Origin of the sequence: Vibrio kanaloae, assembly GCF_024347535.1 — a bacterium.
GTDB lineage: Bacteria > Pseudomonadota > Gammaproteobacteria > Enterobacterales > Vibrionaceae > Vibrio > Vibrio kanaloae.
On the sequence record NZ_AP025497.1, the window covers coordinates 2,342,724 to 2,366,513 of the forward strand.

The 23,790-nt window shown below is 43.9% G+C and carries 24 protein-coding genes; 7 read left to right on the forward strand and 17 right to left on the reverse strand.

Annotated features, from left to right (window positions below):
* Positions 1-8: 8 nt before the first annotated feature.
* The 15 genes from rnhB to rpsB all read right to left on the reverse strand — a co-directional run bounded on the left by rnhB (position 9) and on the right by rpsB (position 14,900).
* Positions 9-629 carry a ribonuclease HII gene (gene rnhB, locus OCV24_RS10595; protein ID WP_150879145.1) on the reverse strand — a complete coding sequence of 207 codons (621 nt, stop codon included), beginning with the start codon at positions 627-629 and terminating at the stop codon, positions 9-11.
* A gap of 54 nt (positions 630-683) precedes the next feature.
* The gene (gene lpxB / locus OCV24_RS10600) at positions 684-1,874 is read right to left on the reverse strand and encodes a lipid-A-disaccharide synthase (RefSeq protein WP_137025769.1); all 1,191 of its coding nucleotides are present in this window, start codon (positions 1,872-1,874) and stop codon (positions 684-686) included.
* Positions 1,875-1,956: 82 nt separating this feature from the next.
* Positions 1,957-2,745: an acyl-ACP--UDP-N-acetylglucosamine O-acyltransferase gene (gene lpxA, locus OCV24_RS10605; protein ID WP_017056314.1), complete on the reverse strand. Its 789-nt coding sequence runs from the start codon at positions 2,743-2,745 to the stop codon at positions 1,957-1,959.
* 1 nt (position 2,746) lies between these two features.
* Positions 2,747-3,199 (reverse strand): 3-hydroxyacyl-ACP dehydratase FabZ, encoded by a 453-nt coding sequence (fabZ, locus tag OCV24_RS10610; protein WP_029626974.1) that lies wholly within the window; start codon positions 3,197-3,199, stop codon positions 2,747-2,749.
* 93 nt (positions 3,200-3,292) lie between these two features.
* Positions 3,293-4,324, reverse strand: a complete 1,032-nt coding sequence (gene lpxD / locus OCV24_RS10615) for a UDP-3-O-(3-hydroxymyristoyl)glucosamine N-acyltransferase (RefSeq protein ID WP_017056312.1) — start codon at positions 4,322-4,324, stop codon at positions 3,293-3,295.
* 6 nt (positions 4,325-4,330) lie between these two features.
* Positions 4,331-4,831 (reverse strand): OmpH family outer membrane protein, encoded by a 501-nt coding sequence (locus OCV24_RS10620; protein WP_017056311.1) that lies wholly within the window; start codon positions 4,829-4,831, stop codon positions 4,331-4,333.
* A gap of 27 nt (positions 4,832-4,858) precedes the next feature.
* Positions 4,859-7,264 (reverse strand): outer membrane protein assembly factor BamA, encoded by a 2,406-nt coding sequence (gene bamA, locus OCV24_RS10625; RefSeq protein WP_046223715.1) that lies wholly within the window; start codon positions 7,262-7,264, stop codon positions 4,859-4,861.
* Between the two features lie 48 nt (positions 7,265-7,312).
* Positions 7,313-8,671 (reverse strand): sigma E protease regulator RseP, encoded by a 1,359-nt coding sequence (rseP, locus tag OCV24_RS10630; RefSeq protein WP_017056309.1) that lies wholly within the window; start codon positions 8,669-8,671, stop codon positions 7,313-7,315.
* Positions 8,668-9,876, reverse strand: coding sequence for a 1-deoxy-D-xylulose-5-phosphate reductoisomerase (gene ispC, locus OCV24_RS10635; RefSeq protein WP_077680692.1), 1,209 nt, complete (start codon positions 9,874-9,876; stop codon positions 8,668-8,670). Before ispC ends, rseP begins: the two co-directional genes overlap by 4 nt.
* 50 nt (positions 9,877-9,926) lie before the next feature.
* Positions 9,927-10,769, reverse strand: coding sequence for a phosphatidate cytidylyltransferase (locus OCV24_RS10640; RefSeq protein WP_017056307.1), 843 nt, complete (start codon positions 10,767-10,769; stop codon positions 9,927-9,929).
* Positions 10,770-10,784: 15 nt separating this feature from the next.
* The gene (locus OCV24_RS10645; RefSeq protein WP_150879147.1) at positions 10,785-11,537 is read right to left on the reverse strand and encodes an isoprenyl transferase; all 753 of its coding nucleotides are present in this window, start codon (positions 11,535-11,537) and stop codon (positions 10,785-10,787) included.
* Between the two features lie 98 nt (positions 11,538-11,635).
* Positions 11,636-12,193 (reverse strand): ribosome recycling factor, encoded by a 558-nt coding sequence (frr, locus tag OCV24_RS10650; RefSeq protein ID WP_017056305.1) that lies wholly within the window; start codon positions 12,191-12,193, stop codon positions 11,636-11,638.
* A gap of 98 nt (positions 12,194-12,291) precedes the next feature.
* A complete protein-coding gene (gene pyrH, locus OCV24_RS10655) occupies positions 12,292-13,023 on the reverse strand; it encodes a UMP kinase (protein ID WP_017056304.1) in 732 nt (243 codons plus the stop codon).
* A 161-nt stretch (positions 13,024-13,184) separates the two neighbouring features.
* Positions 13,185-14,030, reverse strand: a complete 846-nt coding sequence (tsf, locus tag OCV24_RS10660) for a translation elongation factor Ts (RefSeq protein ID WP_077680693.1) — start codon at positions 14,028-14,030, stop codon at positions 13,185-13,187.
* Positions 14,031-14,168: 138 nt separating this feature from the next.
* On the reverse strand, positions 14,169-14,900 hold the full coding sequence (gene rpsB, locus OCV24_RS10665; RefSeq protein WP_032547899.1) for a 30S ribosomal protein S2: 732 nt from the start codon (positions 14,898-14,900) through the stop codon (positions 14,169-14,171).
* Between the two features lie 456 nt (positions 14,901-15,356).
* On the opposite strand from rpsB, the gene map reads away from it, so the two are divergent.
* The 3 genes from map (at position 15,357) to OCV24_RS10680 (ending at position 19,583) form a co-directional block, all read left to right on the forward strand.
* Positions 15,357-16,235 (forward strand): type I methionyl aminopeptidase, encoded by an 879-nt coding sequence (gene map / locus OCV24_RS10670; RefSeq protein ID WP_060468331.1) that lies wholly within the window; start codon positions 15,357-15,359, stop codon positions 16,233-16,235.
* A 143-nt stretch (positions 16,236-16,378) separates the two neighbouring features.
* Positions 16,379-19,000, forward strand: a complete 2,622-nt coding sequence (glnD, locus tag OCV24_RS10675; protein WP_046223709.1) for a bifunctional uridylyltransferase/uridylyl-removing protein GlnD — start codon at positions 16,379-16,381, stop codon at positions 18,998-19,000.
* A gap of 199 nt (positions 19,001-19,199) precedes the next feature.
* Complete coding sequence (locus OCV24_RS10680) at positions 19,200-19,583, forward strand: DUF3461 family protein (RefSeq protein WP_017056299.1); 384 nt, start codon at positions 19,200-19,202, stop codon at positions 19,581-19,583.
* A gap of 117 nt (positions 19,584-19,700) precedes the next feature.
* On the opposite strand, the gene truC is transcribed toward OCV24_RS10680, so the two are convergent.
* Both truC and OCV24_RS10690 read right to left on the reverse strand, forming a co-directional pair.
* Positions 19,701-20,438 carry a tRNA pseudouridine(65) synthase TruC gene (gene truC, locus OCV24_RS10685; protein ID WP_150879149.1) on the reverse strand — a complete coding sequence of 246 codons (738 nt, stop codon included), beginning with the start codon at positions 20,436-20,438 and terminating at the stop codon, positions 19,701-19,703.
* Positions 20,438-20,752: a YqcC family protein gene (locus OCV24_RS10690; protein ID WP_136996732.1), complete on the reverse strand. Its 315-nt coding sequence runs from the start codon at positions 20,750-20,752 to the stop codon at positions 20,438-20,440. Before OCV24_RS10690 ends, truC begins: the two co-directional genes overlap by 1 nt.
* Before the next feature lie 87 nt (positions 20,753-20,839).
* On the opposite strand from OCV24_RS10690, the gene OCV24_RS10695 reads away from it, so the two are divergent.
* From OCV24_RS10695 to OCV24_RS10710, 4 genes are all read left to right on the forward strand, one after another.
* Positions 20,840-21,880, forward strand: coding sequence for a DUF3549 family protein (locus OCV24_RS10695; RefSeq protein ID WP_150879151.1), 1,041 nt, complete (start codon positions 20,840-20,842; stop codon positions 21,878-21,880).
* A gap of 60 nt (positions 21,881-21,940) precedes the next feature.
* Complete coding sequence (locus OCV24_RS10700) at positions 21,941-22,249, forward strand: DUF3301 domain-containing protein (protein ID WP_017056295.1); 309 nt, start codon at positions 21,941-21,943, stop codon at positions 22,247-22,249.
* Between the two features lie 695 nt (positions 22,250-22,944).
* The gene (locus OCV24_RS10705) at positions 22,945-23,232 is read left to right on the forward strand and encodes a hypothetical protein (protein ID WP_017056294.1); all 288 of its coding nucleotides are present in this window, start codon (positions 22,945-22,947) and stop codon (positions 23,230-23,232) included.
* Between the two features lie 84 nt (positions 23,233-23,316).
* Positions 23,317-23,760, forward strand: a complete 444-nt coding sequence (locus OCV24_RS10710) for a YaiI/YqxD family protein (RefSeq protein ID WP_017056293.1) — start codon at positions 23,317-23,319, stop codon at positions 23,758-23,760.
* Positions 23,761-23,790 lie beyond the last annotated feature (30 nt).

Genomic DNA, 23,790 nt, shown 5'->3' on the forward strand with positions numbered 1-23,790 from the left:
AAGCAACTTTAATCGATGCCAAGGATCCGCTTTACTGGCTTAAAGCTCTTACGGTAATGCTCGGTTACACCGTGTTTTTCAATCGCTTCAAAGTGTGCTTTGGTCGGGTAACCTTTGTGCTTAGCAAAACCAAACTCTGGATGTATCTTGTCGAGCTCTTCCATCTCTTGGTCACGAACCACTTTAGCGATAATAGACGCAGCACTAATTTCAGCCACTCGCAAGTCACCCTTTACAATAGCCAGTCCGGCCATCGGTAGCTCAGGGACTCGGTTTCCATCGATCAGGGCCATATCGGGTTGAACGCTCAACCCAACAATAGCTCGCTGCATAGCGACCATGGTCGCTTGCAGAATATTCAACTCATCAATTTCTTGTGGAGAACAACGGCCGACAGACCACGCCAAAGCTTTCTCTTTGATTTCAGGAAGCAACGCAAGACGCTTCTTCTCAGATAATTTTTTTGAGTCGTTTAAGCCTTCAATTGGGTTGTTTGGATCCAGAATAACCGCAGCTGTCACAACATCTCCCACTAACGGTCCACGCCCAACCTCATCCACGCCAGCAAACAACTGGTAGCCTTGTGGGTACTCAAACGGAGGAAGCTCTTTTTTCTCTTTTACTGCCATGAAAATTCTCTTTGTAACCAATAAGTCAGTGCTTTATGGATCTGCACTTTATGATTAAATAAACTCTCGACCGATCAATTTCATCACCGCGTTAGCAGCTTGCTTATCAGCGCCTTTACGGATCCAATGATGCATCTCGGTAAAACGTTCGATCAAGCCATTGTTATCGGCAGACAGCATTTTATCGACAGATGGGAACAAGAAATCTGGATGGCACTCTTCAAGAATATGTTCTTTCACGATCTCTTCGCCCGCCAGAATATTCGGCAGTGATACAAACTCAGTGATAGCGAGCTTCTTGACAATGTAGCCCGTCAACTTATTCACTTTATAGCCAACAACCATTGGACGCTTTAGCAGCATACACTCAAGAGCAACAGTACCTGAAGCCAAAAGTACAGAATCAGCAGCAGTAATTACGTTTCTTGCAGTATCTTCCACTAACGTAAATTCAAGCTCTGGCGCTGTCGATTGCCAGATTTCAGTAAACTGTTTTTTACGCTGTTCATTAACGAGCGCAACAACAAAATTAATATCAGGGTATTTTTGCTTAATGCGCTGACAAGTCTCGATAAATGGTTGAGCAATCAACCCCATCTCACCACCACGACTGCCTGGTAATACAGCTAACCATTGCTTGTCTTGCTCTAAACCTAATAGCTCACGAGCGTCTTGTTTGCTTGGCTCCAAGGGAATTGCGTCTGCCAGTGTATGGCCAACAAACTCACAGGCAACGTTGTATTTATCGTAAAACGCTTTCTCGAATGGCAGAAACGCCAGTACCAAATCAGTTGCTTTATCGATTTTAAAGATACGCTTAGGACGCCATGCCCATACTGAAGGGCTCACGTAATGGACCGTTTTAATGCCTGCATTTTTAAGGTCTAGCTCAAGCCTCAGATTGAAATCGGGCGCATCGATACCAACAAATACATCGGGTGGGTTTTGAGTGAAATACTTCACCAGTTCCGCTTTCACTTTTAACAAGCGAGGTAAACGGCCAAGCACCTCAACTAAGCCCATAACAGCCAGCTCTTCCATCTCGAAAAGAGACTCACAGCCTAAGGCTTTCATTTTCGGCCCGCCTATGCCAACGAACTCAGCATTCGGGTATTGCAATTTAATCGCTTTGATAAAGCCTTCACCAAGCGTATCGCCAGACAGTTCGCCGACAACAATGCCTATGCGCAGTGGCTCATTCGAAATGAAGTCCGAACTATTAGTTGCTGCTTCTTGCTGTGCCATAGTTTTCCAATTCCCGTCTTGCCTAAAACAAAAAAGACCGCCTAACGAGTAGCGATCTTTTTTATACCAATCACACCAAGTATTAACGAATAATACCGCGCTCAGAGTTCTCTAGCATTTCTAGCATAGGGGCCACCGAAGTAAACTCTTTCGCCATTTCAACTAAAGCCGCTTTCGCTTCTTCAAGTGTTTTGCCTGAACGGTATAACTCTTTGTACGCTTTCTGTAGTGCTCGAATTTCTGGCTTCTCAAATCCGTTACGCTTCAAGCCCACTAGGTTAAGACCGAATGGAGCCGCGTGGTTACCCTGTGCAAGCACGTACGGCAGTACATCTTGAACAACTGCAGAACAGCCACCAATGTAAGCGTAAGAGCCAATCGAACAGAACGGGTGAATCGCAGAAAGTGCCATAACACCAGCGTAGTCGCCAACAGTCACGTGACCACCAAGGATAGCGTTGTTACCAATATGAGTATGATTACCAACAATAACATCGTGCGCTACGTGAGCATTAACACAAAGTAAGTTGTCATCACCAATCACTGTGGTTGCTTTGTCTTGAACCGTACCACGGTGGATTTGAACCGCTTCACGAATCACGTTACGATCACCGATCACAACGGTAGTCTCTTCGCCGCCGTATTTCTTGTCTTGGTTTTCTTCACCAATAACAGCGTGTGGGAAGATACGGTTTTCTTTACCAATGGTTGTGTGACCTTTGATCACAACATGCGACATCACTTCAGTGTCGTCACCAATAGTCACGTTACCAGCAATGTAAGTGAAAGGCCCAACCGTCACGTTAGCACCGATAGTTACATCACCTTCGATTACTGCTGCCGGGTGAATTTTCGCTGTTTCATGAATCATATTAAAACTCTCTACGAGCACATTTAAGTTCAGCTGAACATACAACTACGCCATCAACTTTAGCAACGCCGTTAAACGATGCGATACCACGACGCTCTTTTAAGAATTCAACTTCGATAACCAATTGATCACCTGGTACTACTGGCTTACGAAATTTAGCTTTATCTACGCTAGCAAAATAGTAAAGCTCATTACCTGAAGGTGAACCAAAAGATTTAAATGCAAGAAGACCTGTTGCTTGTGCCATTGCTTCTAAAATCAACACACCTGGGAATACTGGAAGCTTTGGAAAGTGGCCCGTAAACTGAGGTTCATTAACAGAAACATTCTTAATCGCGGTGAGTGTTTTTGCTTTTTCAAAGCTAGTCACACGATCAACCATTAAGAATGGGTAGCGATGAGGTAATAGTTCCTGAATTTCAGTAATGTTCATCGTTGTCTGTTCAGTAGTCAAAGTCGTATTCCTATGTATATTCTTTATTTAATTAGAAGGATTATAAACGAAAAAGACTCGCTGTACGCGAGCCTTTTATTAGAAATGCTGGAATTATGATTCCGCACTCTTCTCGATAAGTTTTTCAACGGTTTTCAGACGCTTGTTCATTTCATCAATACGATGTACACGCGTTGCCGTTTTACGCCAATCTTTATTTGGCTGTAAAGGAATACCCGAAGAGTACATGCCTTTCTCAGTGATGCTGCGCATTACCATCCCCATACCGGTGATTGTAACGCCGTCAACGATTTCAATATGACCATTAATCACACAACCGCCACCAATAATACAGTACTTACCTATCGTCGTGCTGCCAGCCACAATAGTACCACCAGCAAGAGCTGAACCATATCCGATGTGAACATTGTGAGCAATTTGAAGTTGGTTATCTAAGATAACGTTATCTTCAATCACTGTATCGTCCAAAGCACCACGGTCGATAGTAGTACACGCACCGATTTCTACTCGGTTACCAATACGAACTGAACCGACTTGCGGTATCTTAACCCACTCACCTTTCTCGTTCGCATAACCAAAGCCATCAGATCCGATGACCGTGCTTGATTGAATCAGACATGCTTCGCCAATCACAACTTCATGGTAAATGCTAACATTAGCCCACAGCTTAGTGCCGGTGCCAATTTTTGCGTTTTTACCAATGAAGCAGCCAGCACCGATGCTTACGTCATCACCAAGTACCACACCAGACTCAATCACAGCATTCGCACCAATAGACACATGTTGTCCAATGATCGCATCACCTGAAATTGAAGCTGAATCAGCAATAGCCGCAGCAGGTGCAGGAGTAGTATCAAGCGCTTGAGCCACTTTAGCAAAAGCAACATATGGGTCATTAACCACAATTACGTTAGTCTTACAAAGTTCACGCTCACTCTCTTTGACCATAATAGCGGATGCTTTACAGTCACCTAAGTGCTTGCTGTACTTCACGTTAGAAAGGAACGTAATGTTACCTTCTCGCGCTTTATCCATAGGAGCAACTGCTGAAACGGTAATAGTCCCGTCTCCATGTAGCTCTCCACCGGTAATTGTTGCCAATTCGGCTAAAGTCAGGTTCTTCATAAAAACTTATTTCAGTGCTTTAATTACTTTCTCAGAGATATTGTATTCTGGCTTGCCGTATTGCAAAGCTTGAATATCAACGATCATGTCGTAGCCTTCTTTCTCTGCAACTTTTGTTACAGCATCTTGAATCACTTTGAATAGCTTCTGTTTCTCTTGTGCTTCACGACGTTGGCTTGCTTTTTCTAGTGCTTGAGCTTTGATTTTGTACTTGCTGTCTAGTTGACCGACTTCGATACGAAGCTTCTCAACTTCGTCAGGACCCAGTAGCTCGCCATCACGCTTAAGCTTTTCAATCTTCGTTTTGGCTTCAGCTTGAATACTTTGTAGCTCAGCCGCTTTGTCTTTAAACTCTTCCTGCATTTTTTGAAGAACAACTTCGCGCTGAGGTAGAGCCTGGAATACTTGTGCAGTGTTTACATAACCCACTTTTTGCGCAGCTTCTGCCGCTGTTGCAAAGAAAGAAGAGCTAAGAACTACAAGGCCTAAACCTGCTGCTTTAATCATATTTTTCAAAATATTGTCCTTTAAATATTAGAAAGTTCTACCAATGGTGAATGAAAAGAATTCTTCGTCATCACCTTCGTAAATTTTAATTGGTTTCGCTAGAGAGAAAACCAGTGGGCCCATCGGTGACATCCATTGAAGCGCAGCACCATAAGATGAACGGTAGTTTGTTGGATCAGAGTAGTCGTAGTAATACTGGCGGCCACTATTAGGTGCGCCGCGATCTACGAATTCAGTATCCCATACACTTGCCATGTCAAAGAAGACACTGGTTCTGATCTGACTACGAGCTTCGTCAGAAGCAAACGGTGTTGGTACGATTAACTCTAAACTTGCCAAAGCAACCGCGTTACCACCAACTGAATCATCGGTTGCAGAACTGTAAGTCGGGTTGTTCCCCGTACTGCTTCCGTAAACTGCTTTTGGGCCCGCTGAGTTAGAGCCAAAACCACGTAAGGTTGTAAAGCCACCCGCGTAGTAGTTCTCGTAGAATGGGAACAAGTTATCGTTACCATCCGTTTGACCATAACCATTACCATAGCCTAATCGGCCGCGCATCAATAGTGTGAACTCATGCTTTTTGGTCAGCGGTATGTAATGTTTTACATCGTACTGAGCTTTAAAGTACTTAGCATCAGAGCCTGGTACTGTCATTTTGGCGAAAGCACGTTGGTGGTTACCCTCGGTAGGGAAGAAACCACGGTTAAGATTGTTACGAGTCCAAGAAATATTGATGTCAAAGTCATCAGTTAATATGTGTTCATCACCATATTGATCAATACTTCGTGCAAACTGTTCAACCTGAATATAAGTCGGAACATTACCGATCTTGTTGTGCGTGTAGCCGACACCAAACTCAATACGGTTCAGCTCATCCATAGGGAAACCCCATGTTAGGCTTGTACCATAACTTTGGTTGGTATAATCGACAATACCCGCTTCAGATGCTTCAAATTCGTTGTAGAAGATCTTACCACCTAAACTCACACCATCAAGATTCCAGTATGGGTCTCGGTAATCTAAGCTTATATTCTTTTGATAATCATTCATCATGGCGCTTACGCCAACTCGGTTACCTGAACCTGCAAAGTTGTCTTGTTGTAGGCCAACTTGGAAGCTCACACCTGACTCAGTACCATAACCGACACCAAAGTTAATGCTGCCCGAATTCGCTTCTTTAACGTTATAAACCAAATCGACTTGGTCTTCGCTGCCAGGAACACGAACCGTTTGTACATCCACGGTTTCAAAATAACCTAAACGGTTCAGGCGACTCTTACCGGTATCGATTGATTTCGAGTTGAGCCAGCTGCCTTCCATTTGACGCATTTCACGACGTAACACTTCATCTTTAGTTGAGTTGTTACCCGTAAAACGAATATCGCGCACGTAGATACGGCTACCCGCTTCTACATTGATAACGAGCGAAACTTCTTTCGTCTCGTCATTGAATTCTGGAATAGTACGAACTTGTGGGTAAGCATAACCAGACTCACCAAGAATACGTTTTACGCCTTCTTCTAGTGAAGTCACAGAGGAGCCGTTATACGTATCGCCATCTTCAAATGGTACTAGAGCATCAAAGTCAGCCTCACGGCCAATAAGCTCACCACGAAATGCGACATCTTTAACGGTGTAAGCTTCACCTTCATCAATACCCAGCGTGATATAAACGCCTTTCTTATCAGGAGAGATAGCAACCTGTGTTGAGTCCACTTTAAATTTAAGGTAACCACGATCAAGGTAGTACGATTTCAGCGCTTCTATATCGCCGGCTAAGACTTGCTTCTGGTACTTCTCATCCGCAAGGAAGTTCCACCATGAAACGTCTACATTGAGGTTGAAACGGCTAAGCAGGTCAGCATCAGAGAAAACTTCATTACCGATAAAGTTGATTTGCTGAATCTTAGCGGACACACCTTCAGTAAACACAAACTTAAGGTCTGAACGGTTACGCGGCAAAGGCGTGACTACCGCTTTAACTGTCGCGTTATATTTACCAACACTGTAGTAAAAGTCTTCAAGACCTTTCTCTATATTACTCAGCGTTGTGCGGTCAAGCGCTTCACCTTCACGAACACCAGACGCATCAAGGTTCTGCTGAAGCTGCTCTTCTTTGATCGCTTTGTTACCAGAGAATGAAATACTTGCAATGGTTGGTCGTTCTTGAACTTGAACAATCAATACACCTTCATCACGAAGTACTTTAACGTCCTCAAAGTTACCTGAAGCATACAATGCACGAATGATCTCAGATACGTCGCCTTCATCCACTTCATCGCCAATACGCACTGGCATTTTCAGTAGAGCAGCACCAAGTGCAACACGCTGTAAACCTTCGATCTTAATATCTTGAACTACAAAGTTTTGTGCTCCGTTCGCAGCCACACTAGTGGCCAATAGACTTGCGAACAGAATTTGCTTAATCGCCATACTTATTCTAATTATTCCTTGCTACTACCAATGCCTGTGAGAAACCATTCACAGACGAGTAAAATCGTTAAATATTGCCAGAGCCATCAAAGAGAAGAGGATTGCCCCTCCCACTCTGTATCCCATTTCCTGAACTCTCTCAGGTACCGGTTTACGAGTAACGGCCTCAATAGCGAAAAAGAGCAAATGTCCGCCATCAAGCATAGGCAGCGGAACTAAATTAATAATACCCAAGTTAACACTAATCAGAGCCAAAAAGCCTAAGAAGTAAACCAGACCGTAATCGGCGGTTGTACCTGCACCTTTAGCGATTGAAATAGGGCCACTCAAGTTATTTAAGCCAACATCGCCAACGATGAGCTTCTTAAGCATTGTCAGCGTCAAACCGATGATTTGACCTGTTTTATCAAATGCTTTTCCTACAGACTCAACTACACCAAATTGTAACTCAAAGCGATAATCTTCTGGCCATTCTGCGACTTCCGGAGCAATACCCGCATAGCCGATTGTAGAGCCGTCAGAAAGCTCTCGACTTTTTGGCGTCATAACTAATGACTTATCAATACCATTTCGCAACACCACCATGTCCAATGAGGTCACTGGGTTTGCACGAATAAGATCCACAACCGACTGCCACTGTTCAATAGATTGCCCGTTGATCTCAACAATTTTATCGCCGGCTTCTAGCCCTGCATTATATGCAGCACCATCATCAATTACTTGAGCAAGCACTGTCGATATCTCTGGAGAGTACGGTCTAAAACCAAGCGTTGTCATTGCAGATTCAGTTTCTGGGTTGAACGACCATTCTGAAATATCCAATGTCATTTGCTGTTCAAAGCCGATATCGTCTTGAGAAGCAACCGTTACTGTCATGGATTGATCACCTATATGAGATATCAACCCCATATTAACTGATTCCCAATCTGCGGTTTTGATTCCTGAAACAGATTTAAGTTCCATCCCAGTTTCAATTCCGGCTTGTGCGGCAATAGATTGTGGAGTCACTTCACCAATCACGGGCTTAACCGCTGGCACACCGATCAAAAATACCAACCAATATGCAAAAACAGCAAAGATAAAGTTAAATGCTGGACCTGCTCCTACAATCGCGGTTCGTTTCCAAAGTGGCTTTTTGTCAAAAGCGTACTGTTGTTGTCCTTCAGAGATATCATCAACACGGCCATCAAGCATTTTAACGTAGCCGCCCAGTGGGATCACTGACAGGCTATATTCAGTACCATCACGGCCAACTTTGCTCCAGATTGATTTACCAAAACCGATCGAGAATTTTTCAACTTTTACACCGCAACGACGAGCGACCCAGAAATGTCCAAATTCATGAACAGCAACCAGAATGCCAAGCGCTACAATAAAAGATGCGAAGTTCCACAGGATTCCACTCATGTTAGTTGCTCTTTAATAAATTGAATGGCTATTTGACGAGACATATTATCTAGCTCGAGAAGGCTTTCCAAGCTATCTAAGCTCTCAGAGTTATGTTGTTCACATACTTTGCTCATAACATGTTCGTTAATGACAGCAATATCGGTAAACTTCACTTGATTACTCAAGAAAGCGTCGACTGCAATTTCGTTTGCAGCGTTAATTGCCGTTGTTGCATGTTGCCCTAGATAGCAGGCTTCAATCGCTAACCTCAAACACGGATAACGACTAAAGTCTGGTTCTAAAAAGGTCAGCTCGCTCACTTTAGTGAAGTCCAAAGGCTTAACACCGGCTTCAGTTCGAGCAGGGTAAGACATCGTCAAGGCGATTGGTGTCGCCATATCGGGTTCGCCCATCTGAGCAAGCACAGAACCATCCTTATACTGGACCATAGAGTGAATCACAGACTGAGGATGAATGATGACCTTTAACTGCTCCTGAGAGGCATTGAATAACCATTTAGCTTCAATGTACTCTAAACCTTTGTTCATCATAGTCGCAGAGTCGACAGATATTTTAGGCCCCATAGACCAGTTGGGGTGTGCGATCGCTCTCTCTGGTGTCACTGACTCAAGATCTTCAATATCGCTATAGCGGAAAGGACCACCAGAGCCCGTCAAGAGAATATGGTTGATACCGTTCTCTTCCAAGTCACAACGACCTAGATTAGTTTGTACGTTTTGCGGCAGACATTGAAAGATAGCGTTGTGCTCACTATCGACAGGAAGAAGCTCAGCACCATACTTTTCTACAGCGTCAATGAACAATTGCCCAGACATTACTAAGGCTTCTTTGTTAGCCAGTAAAATACGCTTACCCGCTTCAACCGCAGACATCGTAGGAAGTAATCCCGCCGCACCAACAATCGCAGCCATTACTGTATCCACTTCATCTAGGGAAGCGACCTTACACATGCCTTCAGCTCCTGAAAGCACTTGCACGTTCGGGTAATCCGCAGACAACATTTCAACCAACAGAGACGCTGCATCAGGGCAAGCCATAGCAACATAGCTTGGTTGCCACTTTTCAACTAGTGCCAGCATCTTTTTAACATTCGAGCCAGCAGCCAATGCCACAACCGAATAGAGGTCTGGGTTTTGCTCAACGACTTTTAGTGTACTTTCACCAATTGAGCCGGTAGCGCCAAGGATAGTTAGATTTCGCATCACATATGACCGTAGAAATGTAATAAAGGGCAGAATCACTGCCCTTTTTATTAGAATGCTAAATAAAGCAGAGCAAAGACAGGGAATGCAGCCGTTAAGCTATCTATTCTATCAAGTATACCACCATGACCAGGAATCAGATTACTGCTGTCTTTCACCCCAGAAACACGCTTAAACATGCTTTCAACAAGGTCACCAAGAACAGAGATAACGACGGTCACAAGAGTAATAACAATCATGTGGAAAGGGCTTGTAAACTGGATGTCAAACAAATCAGCAAAGATCCAAGCCACGATCACCGCAGTAATAATGCCACCAACCAGACCTTCAATCGTCTTATTCGGGCTTACCGCTGGCGCCATTTTACGCTTACCAAAACTCTTTCCTGCAAAATAAGCACCACTGTCTGCAGCCCACACCAGCAAGCAAACGAACATCACTAATTTTGCGCCATGGTAAGGATCAACATCGATACCGTTAGCACGCAAGATAACCACGCTCCAGAAGAAAGGAAGCAGAGTCAGGACACCAAACGCATGACGGAGTAGCAATGAATCTTTCCATGCAGGCATAGACTTAGGGTAAGTCACTGCCATACCACTCGCTATAACCCACCAAATAGAGCCAATAGTTAGAATGGCGTAGTGAGCACTAGATAAGTTATTAAGGCTAAATGCATCAAAAGGAATAAAAGCAAAACTTGCAGCACTTATAACAACTGTTGGAATCAACGCTAAATAACGCGATTTACTTTCAACAAATTGAGTCCACTCCCAAAAACCCAACAGCGCAATGACTGATAGTGAAAGAATAAAAGTGGGAAGTGATAACTCAAAAATACCTAGAATAACTAGGGGAGCCAAAATCAACGCCGTAATAATTCGTTGTTTCAAACCAAAAAATCCTTATTAACTGTCCATCAGAGCTTTAATTTGCTCACCGGTGCATCCAAAGCGACGCTCACGGTTTACAAACCAAGTCACAGCTTCAACTAAGCTGTCTTCATTAAAGTCTGGCCAGAATTGTTCAGTGAAATACATTTCAGCGTAAGCCAACTGCCAAAGCATAAAGTTGCTAATGCGGCACTCACCACTGGTACGAATAAGTAGATCAACCTCAGGAATATCAGACATCGTAAGGTGTTGTGTAATCATAGCTTCATCAATGTCGTCTACATTAATATTGCCAGACTTTACCTTTTGAGCAATAGAGGTCATTGCTTGCTGAATATCCCACTTTCCGCCGTAGTTAGCCGCAATATTAATAACCATGCCGGTATTAGTGCTAGTCAAAGCTTCCGCTTCTTCTATCTTCTTTTGTAGTCGATCATTAAAACGACTTTTATCACCAATAACACGAAGTTGTAGATTATTCTTATGAAGCTTTTTCACTTCGCTCGACAGCACTGAAATAAACAGTTCCATCAAGATTCCGACTTCTTCTTCGGGACGACGCCAGTTTTCACTACTAAATGCAAATAAAGTAACGGCTTTAATGCCAAGCCTGGCAGCAGAAGAGATGGTTTTACGAACAGCCTGAACACCGTTTTTATGGCCAAAGACGCGAGATTTGCCCTGAGCTTTTGCCCAGCGGCCATTGCCGTCCATGATGATAGCAATGTGTTTAGGAAGAGAGTCTGTGAACGCTTGAGAATTATGCATAAAAGAGTGAATCAAATTCTAATAGTCGAACAGAGTAGCATAAAAAAACGCTGAACAGTGAGTACAGCGTTTTTCCGGAAAGAAAAGAATATGGGAAGTTAAACTTCCATCAACTCTTTTTCTTTAGTTGCTAAAACTTCATCTACGTTCTTAACCGCAGCGTCAGTTAGCTTTTGAATTTCGTCTTGTGCTTTACGATCTTCGTCTTCAGAGATTTCTTTATCTTTAAGAAGCGCTTTTAGATCGCCATTCGCGTCACGACGGATATTACGGATAGCAACACGGCCACCTTCAGCTTCGCCACGAACAATTTTTACGAGGTCTTTACGACGCTCTTCCGTTAGCGGTGGAAGTGGAACACGAATAACTGTACCAGCTGACATAGGGTTTAAACCCAGGTCAGATGTCATGATCGCTTTTTCTACTAGAGGCGTCAGTGTTTTATCAAACACTGTAATTGCTAGTGTTCGCGCATCTTCTGCAATCACGTTCGCCACTTGAGTCAAAGGCGTTGGTGCACCGTAGTACTCCACAGTAATGCCAGAAAGTAAGCTAGGGTGAGCACGACCCGTACGAATCTTTTGCAGGCTGTTTTTTAGTGCATCAACACTTTTTACCATGCGCTCTTGAGCGTCTTTTTTAATTTCGTTAATCACAATTTCACCTTGATTATGTTCTTTCTTCAAGAAAGCTTTTTATTTGGAGTGATAAGGATAAGCTTACTGAAGTACAACACATCAGTAAGCCCGAAAAATTAGTCAGCGTCGCTGATTAATGTACCTTCAGTTTCACCCATAACCACGCGACGTAGTGCGCCTGGTTTATTCATGTTAAATACACGGATTGGCATTTTGTGATCACGTGCTAGCGTAAATGCAGCCAAATCCATTACTTTAAGTTCTTTATCAAGAACTGTATTGTAAGACAACGTATCATACAGCTCTGCTTCTGGGTTTGCTACAGGGTCAGCAGTAAATACACCATCTACCTTTGTCGCTTTTAGAACGACGTCAGCTTCGATTTCGATACCACGTAAACATGCAGCAGAATCCGTAGTAAAGAATGGGTTACCAGTACCAGCAGAGAAGATCACAACACGACCTTGACGTAGTTGACTGATTGCGTCTGCCCAATTGTAGTCGTCACACACACCTTTAAGAGGGATTGCTGACATTACACGTGCATTCACATAAGCACGGTGTAGAGCGTCACGCATTGCAAGGCCGTTCATTACCGTTGCAAGCATACCCATGTGGTCACCAACAACGCGATTCATACCGGCTTCAGCAAGACCAGCACCGCGGAAAAGGTTACCGCCACCGATAACAACACCGACTTGAACACCTAGTTCAACCAATTCTTTTACTTCTTGAGCCATACGATCCAAGATCGTCGGGTCAATACCAAAACCTTCTTCGCCTTGTAGTGCTTCACCGCTAAGTTTTAACAGAATACGTTGATACGCTGGTTTAGGGTTCGTAGTCATGGAGTTTACCTTCCAAAGAGTTGTGATTAACAGTCATGGATAAAAACTGAAGATGTCAGTTCGCATTCATAACCGCTAACATTGCGAGCAAAAAATAAGTCACTATTCATAAAAAGACCGCAGCAATTGCCACGGTCTTTTTTCAAACAATACGCTAAGGATTAACCTTTTTGTACCGCTGCAACTTCGTCAGCGAAGCTCATTTCAGCAGTTTTCTCGATGCCTTCACCAACTTCTAGACGTACGAAGCTAGATACTGAAGCGCCTTTCTCTTTAAGAATAGCGCCAACAGTTTGCTTAGGCTCCATGATGAAAGCTTGACCAGTTAGAGAGATTTCGCCCGTGAATTTCTTCATGCGGCCAACAACCATTTTCTCTGCGATTTCAGCTGGCTTGCCTTCGTTCATAGCGATTTCAACTTGAACTGCTTTCTCTTTAGCAACTACGTCTGCAGGTACGTCTTCTGGGTTTAGGAACTCAGGACGTGATGCAGCAACGTGCATTGCAACGTGCTTAAGCGTTTCAGCTTCGCCTTCACCAGCAACAACAACACCGATTTTCTCGCCGTGACGGTAAGAAGCTAGTGCAACACCTTCAACGAATTGTACGCGACGGATGTTGATATTTTCACCGATTTTAGTTACTAGTGCGATACGCGCTTCTTCAAATTTAGCTTGAAGATCAGCGATTTCTAGACGTTCTGCTAGAGCAACTTCAGCAACTTCGTTAGCGAATGCAAGGAAACCTGCATCTTTAGCTACGAAATCAGTTTGGCAGTTAACTTCAAGAAGAGCAGCTGCGCCGTTTGCTTCTTTGATGATGATTGCGCCTTCAGCAGCAACATTACCAGCTTTTTTAGCTGCTTTTGCTGCGCCAGATTTACGCATGTTTTCAATTGCTAGCTCGATGTCGCCTTCAGCAGCAACAAGCGCTTTTTTACATTCCATCATGCCCGCAGCTGTGCGTTCACGAAGTTCTTTAACTAGAGCTGCAGTTACAGTTGCCATTCTCTATTCCTCAGTAAATTCTAAAAAAGATAAAAAACAGGGGCCTCATTAATTGGCCCCTGATATTGACTGTATTCAGTTCCTCAAGCCATCTATTATGATTACTTAATGTGAACTAAATATGGCTCAGAGCCGCTATTATTCAGCTTCTACAAAACCGTCTTTTTCAGCAGCTACAGCAGCAACATCTTTGTTACGACCTTCTTTAACCGCGTCTGCAGCAGCATTTAGGTAAAGCTGTACTGCACGGATTGCATCATCGTTACCTGGGATAACGAAGTCAACGCCGTCTGGGTTAGAGTTAGTATCAACAATAGCGTAAACTGGGATACCTAGGTTGTTTGCTTCTTTAACTGCGATGTGTTCGTGATCAGCATCGATTACGAATAGAGCGTCTGGTAGGCCGCCCATGTTCTTGATACCACCAAGAGACTTCTCTAGCTTCTCCATTTCGCGAGTACGCATTAGAGCTTCTTTCTTAGTAAGCTTGTCGAAAGTACCGTCTTGAGCTTGCGCTTCAAGTTCTTTCAGACGCTTAATAGACTGACGAACAGTTTTGTAGTTCGTTAGCATACCGCCTAACCAGCGGTTGTTAACGTAGAACTGGTTGCTGTTGATAGCAGCTTCTTTAACAGCTTCAGATGCAGCGCGCTTAGTACCAACAAAAAGAACTTTACCTTTCTTCTCGCCAACTTTAGCGATTTCAGCTAGAGCGTCGTTGAACATTGGTACAGTTTTTTCTAGGTTGATGATATGTACTTTGTTACGAGCACCAAAGATGAATGGCTTCATTTTTGGGTTCCAGTAACGAGTTTGGTGACCGAAGTGAACACCAGCTTTAAGCATATCGCGCATTGATACAGTTGCCATTTTAAAATCCTCTATGGGGTTAGGCCTCCACATCCCCCATGAATCCGACCCCTAACAACTAACCACTTTTCAGCCGTTATCTGCGTTGTTGAGGCACCCCGGAACATGTGTCGGAATGTGTGTGATTTAAAGAAATAAGTTAGTGGACACAAGCTTGCTTCGCCAATTGGAGAAAACAGTCCTGACGTCCGGCGCGCTTTATACCATATTTTGTCTATCTGTGGCTAGCAAAAATTCTAAAAATGGCAACGACTATAATGAACGTTATCATCCGTTTTTACCTATAAATAGCGGCCTAAACCATTCACATCAACATCATCAAACAGAACGTTATTAACTTAGTTTGGAGTGTTTCCACCAGCATTGAATGGGTATGGGAATGTTGCGCTAAAATGCTGCACTGCTAGAATAGCCCAAATATGCACACTTAGGTGCTACCCAATTAAGAGATATGCAATGGCTGTAAAAATTAAAACTGCTGAAGAAATTCAAAAAATGCGCGTCGCTTGTAAGCTGGCTTCTGAAATTCTAGAGATGATCGAACCTCATATCCAAGTAGGTACAACGACAGAAGAGCTAAACCAAATCTGTCACGACTACGCAATGGAAAGAGGCGCATACTCAGCACCACTTGATTACCACGGTTTCCCTAAGTCAATCTGTACGTCCATCAACCACATTGTGTGTCACGGTATTCCAGCATCACAAGACGAGACGGGTAGCACGGGTCAATTCAAACCTGCGGTACTAAAAGATGGCGACATTCTGAACGTTGATATCACGGTAATCATACCTGATGACGAAAACGCAGACCTAAGCGTTCGTCCGCAAGGTTACCATGGTGACACATCTAAGATGTTCTTAGTTGGTGATGTATCACCGGCAAACAAACGCTTATGCATGGTTGCTCAAGAAGCCCTTTACGAAGGCATGCGTCAAGTTAAGCCTGGAGTTCAACTTGGTCAAATCGGTACTGCTATCGAGAAGTACATCAAAACAAACAATAAAAATAACCCACGCGCTAAGTTCTCGATCGTAAAAGATTACTGTGGCCACGGCATTGGTTCTGAGTTCCACGAAGATCCACAAGTGGTTCACTACAAAAACAACGACCGTACCGTGCTAAAAGCGGGGATGTGTTTCACTATCGAGCCGATGATCAATGCGGGTAAGTTTGGTTGCCGCCTAGATGACGAAGACAGCTGGACAGTTTATACGGCAGACAGCAAGAACTCTGCTCAGTGGGAACACACTCTCGTTGTTACCGATACTGGCTGTGAAGTACTAACACTACGCAGCGATGATACCATTCCACGTATCATGAAAAACGCTTAGCTCATCAAACCGAGCGCACCAACCAGCCTTTTAAAAGTATCCTCGCGTTGTCGGGGATATTTTTTTATCCGCTCAATTTCGATTTTCCATCAGCTTCTGTTAAATTGTTTACTATTCTCATTTGCTTGCACGGATAGCAGACTATGCCTTATCAATGCCCTCTTACGTTCAATGACGAACAAATTGAAATCTGCGAATTAAAAAATCAGCTCGAAATCTTCACGCAGTATCAAAAAAATGAATTTCTAAATCATCATCCAGTCACCGACTTAGTATTCTTACGATCCGAGTACATGGACTTGCTCCTCAATCGATTGTGGGAACATTTCGGATTCAATAAACTCCCACATATATCACTCGTAGCGGTAGGTGGCTATGGCCGTGGTGAACTACACCCTTTATCCGACATTGATATCTTAGTCGTTTCGCAAAAGACACTACCAAATGCATTTGGTGAAAAAGTCAGTCAATTCATCACCCTACTTTGGGATTTGAAACTCGAAGTCGGCCATGCAGTACGAACAGTTTCAGAGTGTATTGAGATTGGTATCGACGATTTAACGGTTGCAACCAATCTACAAGAGTCGCGTTTACTGTGTGGCAGTGAAGACACTTTTCAAGAACTGAAATTGAAGATTCATTCCGATTCTTTTTGGCCAAGTGAGAACTTTTATAAAGCCAAGATTCAAGAACAAAGAGAGCGCCATGCTCGCTACCATGACACCACTTACAATCTAGAACCTGATATTAAATCGACCCCTGGAGGCTTGAGAGATATCCATACGCTAAGTTGGGTTGCACGTCGACACTTTGGTGCAACTTCTTTATTAGAGATGAGTAAGTATGGCTTTCTTACCGATGCCGAATATCGTGAGTTAGTCGAGTGCCAAGATTTCTTGTGGCGCATTCGCTTTGCACTTCATATTGAATTACGCCGTTACGACAATCGCCTCACGTTTGCACATCAAGCTCAAGTCGCTGAACATCTAGGTTATACCGGTGAAGGAAACCGTGGTGTCGAGATGATGATGAAAGAGTTCTATCGAACCCTTCGCCGCGTAGCAGAGCTCAACAAGATGCTACTTAAACTGTTCGATCAGGCAATAATCAATGGCGGTGAGACACAAGAAGCTGAGATTCTCGATAATGATTTCCAACGTCGAGGGACATTGATCGAAGCGCGCAAGCCCGCCCTATTCCAGGCTCGACCGGAAACGATTCTCGATATGTTCATCCATATCGCGAACGACTCTTCCATCGAAGGGGTTAGCCCACCGACATTGCGACAGCTACGTACTGCACGCCGTCGACTAAACCGTTTCTTGCACACCATTCCTGTAGCTCGTGAAAAGTTTATGTCGTTGGTTCGCCACCCTAACGCACTGCATAAAGCATTTAGCCTGATGCATAATTTAGGGGTGCTCTCGGCATACTTGCCGCAGTGGAGCCAAATCGTTGGTCAAATGCAGTTTGACCTTTTCCATGCTTACACCGTGGATGAACACAGTATTCGTCTTCTCAAGCACATCAACCGTTTCAGTCAAATTGAGAACCATGACAAACATCCTATTTGCTGCGAAGTGTATCCACGAGTTCAGAAGAAAGAGTTACTCATTCTTGCTGCTATCTTCCATGATATAGGTAAAGGGCGTGGCGGAGATCACTCAGAGATTGGTGCCGTCGAAGCTTACTCTTTCTGTATTGAGCATGGATTATCTAAACCAGAAGCCAAGCTAGTATCGTGGTTAGTACAAAACCACCTATTGATGTCTGTCACCGCTCAACGCCGTGATATTCAAGATCCTGACGTGATCACAGAGTTCGCCAAAAAAGTGCGCGATGAAGAGTCCTTAGAGCTGTTGGTTTGTCTAACCGTCGCAGACATTTGTGCAACGAATCCAGATCTATGGAACAGTTGGAAACGCACTTTATTGGCTGAATTATTTCATTCAACACAACGAGCACTACGCCGTGGTCTAGAAAACCCGGTCGATGTCAGAGACCGTATTCGTCACAATCAACAAATGGCTTCCGCATTGCTGCGTAAAGAAGGATTCACCGCTCGTGAAATTGAAGTACTTTGGCAGCGTTTCAAAGCCGACTACTTCTTACGGCATACGCACAATCAAATCGCTTGGCACTGTGAACACCTGCTTCGCCTCGAAGACCCAAGCCAACCCTTGGTGCTGATCAGCGAAAAAGCGACTCGTGGTGGTACTGAGGTGTTCGTTTACTGTAAAGACCAGGCAGCACTTTTTGCAACTGTGGTTGCAGAACTCGATAGACGCAACTTTAATGTTCACGACGCGCAAGTCATGCTCAGCAAAGATGGTCACGTTTTGGATACCTTCGTTGTGTTAGATCAGCATGGTGAGGCCATTGATGAAGCAAGGCATAAAGCGGTCGCCAAACACTTAACCCATGTTCTATCTGATGGGCGTCCTACTAAGATAAAAACACGTCGTACACCACGTAACTTGCAGCACTTTGAGGTAAAAACTCGAGTTGAGTTCCTACCAACCAAAAGTAAAAAGCATTCCTTGATGGAACTGAAAGCATTAGACACTCCAGGGTTGTTGGCTCAAGTCGGTGCAACCTTTGCAGAATTAGACATTAACTTGCACGGTGCGAAAATCACCACGATAGGTGAGAGAGCAGAAGATTTGTTTATTCTAACCAGTGAAGCAGGAGGAAGGCTTTCTGAAGAACAAGAACAAGCGCTAAGAGAAAGGTTAACTGAGCATGTTTCTGAACTCGCACCTTAGAAACTCAATTTAGCTCCAAAAATAAGCAATCCGAGAAATCAGATTCAATAACCTATTGAGTGTGGGCAAAGATAGAGAGCGATCTTGCCCACAACTTACAATCAATTCCCAGATATCAACTATCTAGCTCGTCGTTAGGCTGCTACATTGATCAAGTCAATTACATAAAAGTATTACATTCATAAACTAGAGGTCACTTATGTATCCAAACCTCACTGGCTTAGGTATCCACGAACCTAAACAGATTGAACGTTACTCCCTTCGTCAAGAAGCTCATAAAGATATCCTGAAGATTTACTTTCGTAAGCAGAAAGGTGAACTGTTTGCGAAAAGCGTTAAGTTTAAGTACCCACGACAAGTAAAAAGTGTGCTTGTTAGCGGTGGCAATAATCAATACAAAGAAGTGACTGAGATTAACCGCAACCTCACTCTTGTGATTGATGAACTGAACAAGATCACCAAACCAACACCAACCACTGAGATGGATGTGAAGCAGAAAATTCTGACTGACTTACGCCACTTAGAGAAAGTGGTCTCGAGTAAGATCTCAGAAATCGAAGCCGATCTAGAAAAGCTAAAATGATCCCCGCAATGGCTGTTAGCCTATGACACTCAGGCTTCACCGTTCGATTGCACAGAAGTTCAAAAGGGTTGATATTCCTATCAACCCTTTATTTTTATTCATCTTTTATTTGAACACTCAAGCTTGAGTATCTAATAACTTTATATCCCAATCAAAGGTTTCAAACAACCTTAGCCACGTTTCATCAAGGTTAGCCTTCATCACTAACTCTTCTTGGGTAAAAGGATGAATGAATCGCAACTCAGACGCATGCAGTAACAAACGATGCGAATCGAGGTCATCACGAAACAGTCGGTTGTGCTTACCATCACCATGGGAAGTATCGCCCACGATTGGGTGTCTTAAGTGAGCCATATGACGGCGCAACTGATGTTTGCGGCCTGTCTTTGGCAACATCTTAACAAGACAATAGCGACTCGTTGGAAAACGCCCCGTTGAATATGGCACTTCTACTTTTGCTAACGGTTCATAGACCGTCACCGCCTCTTGCGCTTCTTTGTCTTCTTTCGCGAACTTATCCGCAATCTTATCCAGCTCAACCTTAAGTGCGTAATCTAAAGTATCACCCGCCTCTATCCAGCCTCTAACAATCGCATGATAGGTTTTTTTCATCTCATGGTTAGCGAACATCGGCATCACCTCAGAGGCTACCTCACTCGACAGCGCAAACACCAATACACCAGATGTTGGTCGGTCTAAACGGTGCAGAGGAAATACGTGCTGACCAATTTGATCACGCAGTGTTTGCATCACAAATTGAGTCTCATGCTTATCCAACCATGAACGATGCACTAGCATGCCCGCAGGTTTATTCACCGCGACAAAATACTCATCTTGATAAATGATCTCTAACATTACGCGCATACCTCATCAATGCTCTGAATCGTCACTAGCAATTCGGCCTTACCTGCCTCATTTTTCCACACTTCACCAAAGTAAGGATGAATCGCGAAGCCCTTTGGTAGACTCATTTGTGCATTCACCACTGCGTTGATCTTAACGATGAAGATCCACTGCAACCACTCTTCCGGTTGCAGAGAATCAATCGCGAAAGGCTCAACACTGGCTAGAGCTTCGTCCGAAGGTGGAACATCACTCCACAGCGAACATTGGCGCATTTGTCGTTCTAATTGTTGAAGTAAAATAGGTAACTTTGTGGCTGCTGTCATTTTTCACCAAGTTATTTATCTAGTGACCTTGAAATTGGGGCATAGAGTACCATCTATTGAGGAAAGAAAGTTAGGAGCTTTATTGCTATGGAAACAATTCACACGCTCACTCAGTTGCTTAAAAATAGCGGTTGCCAATACGATATCTACGACCTAGGTCGTCGCATTCAGAAGATCGACAACACCTTATTTTCTGATGTTGAGCAAGGGAAACAGCCGTACCCGTTTCCACTTCAAAAACAAGCTCACTTAGCCATTAGCTACTGGAACGAACACAAGCAACCTTGGATCTGGTTCCTAAAATTCAAACTGGATGAAAGAGGCCTGTTGCATCAAGGTGATGTGGGTAATTTCCTGAAGTTTGTTATCGAAGCAATGGGCACTCGTTTGAACGGCGACATCAGCGAGGAGCAACAACAAAAGCTGTCAAATAACCCTTATACCTTCAAGCCTTCTGAAGACAAAATGGCCGTGTTCCATAGCCAAGTAAGAGCAGGTTTAGACCTGGCGACGAGCCAATATTACGAACACGCTCAGCATTACTTCACTGGTGAGCTAGGCTGGGATAACTGGAAAACGGTTGGCTTGCAAGGCATCACAGATATGTGTGCTCACTTAGGTAGCCAGCAAAACGGTGTCGCGATTCGCAAAGCGCTCAATAAACTGCCATCAGAACCTCTATACGCCACACTAGGGGCGCTTGAACATACGCAAATCAATGACAAGCTCGCGCAACGTTTGCAAGAAATGGCAGAGAATGAGATCACAAGTAAAGAGCCGGACCTATTCTTGCTGTCTGCGTTGGTTCGTGCCCTTTCAGGTGCAGAACAAGGGATCACGAATAACATCATTAACCAAGTTCTGGCTAGCCCACGCTTGAGCCACCAAGAAGTATTAATTGGTTTAGCGGGTCGCAGCTGGCATGCGCTACAAGATCCTGCGATTGCTGAGCAATTCTTGTTACGTCTCGCACAAACGGGCAACCAAAACCTATTCAACCAATTATTTGCAGATTTAGTGATGATTCCGACGTTGAGAATGGTATTTTTACCTTTACTGAACTCAAACCCATCGCCTGAGCTTGCTAATGCCTTAGTTGAACTACAGCAAGCGGCAAAAGCTCAATAACTCGTAAAAACAAGATCAAATCACGATTGGAATAAAGAGATAAAAGGAAGTATGGATTAAATGATAGATAACTTATTGGCTATTTTAATACTGTGCTTCTTTTGCTTTTTATTTTGGCAACAGCGCAGGCAATCAGAGCTTGCGAAAACTGCCATTGCGAGAAAGTGTAAAGAGCTAGACTTACAGTTGCTAAGTGTCGCTTTCAGTGGTCATAAGCTTAAGATGCGCCATGAATTGACCACGATTTGGCGCTGGCACACCGTGTACCAATTTGAGTTTTCAGCGTTAGGTGATGACTGCTACAAAGGCAAACTGACCATGGTAGGATTCCGCTCGATGCGGTTTGAGATACAGCCTCATCGAATGTAACGTCACAATACGCTGTATAGCGATACTCAGAAAAAGAAAAGCCCCGACACCGAAGTGTCAGGGCTAGGGTCTTACTCGCAGCAGTCCGGCTACTAATTAATGCTCCATGCATCATCCATAATAGTGGCTGTAATCCTTCAGCTCTTTCCTTTACTTCGCCATCCTAGCGGTGTCCAATCATCCTGAAAGCTAACAATCCTAGTTAGCGCACATAACTTGTTCCCTGAGCGGTGTCCTTTACATCGTCCTGATGCGAATCCAACCCTTTAATCCCAAAGGTGTCCATTGTCATTCCGTTGCAGCTAACTTCCTGTCAACTGACTGTCTCCCTACAATGTCCTACGCTCCATGCTTGATCATTCAATCCTAACTGACCAAATCTTCATCCTGAAGATAACCAAATCCTTGGTGCTTTCCTGTTCCGTGTCAGCATCCTTCCGACAAGGTTTAATTTACGCGATTTACGATTTCGGACAATAGATTCTCATCACATTTCAGATCTAACTGAGTTGTTAATTATATAAAACAACTAAAATTCAACACCTTACTCATATGCATATCAGTCTCTCTAGAAATATATTCGTGTTATCTCACAGCGCTTGTAAGAGATCTCTCACACGTTATGGGCTGTTTTATGATTCGCTATCATTTACTGGAGCGAGTAAAATGCACAAAGACTAAAAATGGAGGTCAACATGCTGACAAAAGATGTTTCTGAAGAGTTGAAATCGGTGCTTGAAGGACTGCAAGCACAAGGGAAAGAGCCAACCGTTGCGTTAGTGAAAGCTCGCATGAGCACATCCGTTCCAATGCCTGCTTTAATCACAACCATCAAGAGCTGGAAAAGCGCCAATCGTGTCCCTAAGGTTGAAGTGGCGACACAAAAAGAGCCGGAGCTTGATCGTGTGAGCCAACTGGAAAAGCAAATCCTTGAGCTTACCGCTCGCGTAGCCACGCTAGAAGCTAAGTTAACGGAACAATAAGTTAACTGAGCAATAAGCTAACTGCTCAATTAGGCAACAGAGCAATAAGTGACAGACAACAAGCTAACAGAGAAATAGAACACTATGAAGATATGGGTTGATGCGGACGCTTGTCCTAAAGTTATCCGTGAAACAATCGTACGTGCAGCAGAGCGCACAGGTGTTGAATGCACCTTTGTGGCAAACCATTTGGTTCCCGTTCCTAAGCGCAATAACATTCACTCAATTCAAGTACCAAGCGGGTTTGATATTGCAGATGATGAAATCGTAAAACGCACTGAACCCGGCGATCTTGTGATTACATCAGATATCCCCCTGGCTGACGAAGTGATCACCAAGGGTGGTCAAGCACTCAGCTCTCGTGGCGAGCTTTACACCAAAGAGACCATTAAAGCGCGTCTCAACATTCGTGATTTTATGGATACCATGCGTTCAAGTGGCATCCAAACGGGCGGACCAAGCACCCTTTCTCAAACCGACCGTCGTGAGTTCGCGAACCACTTAGATAGAATTCTAGCCAAACGCTAGCAGGCTCATCCGAGCTTAACCTAGTTCTAT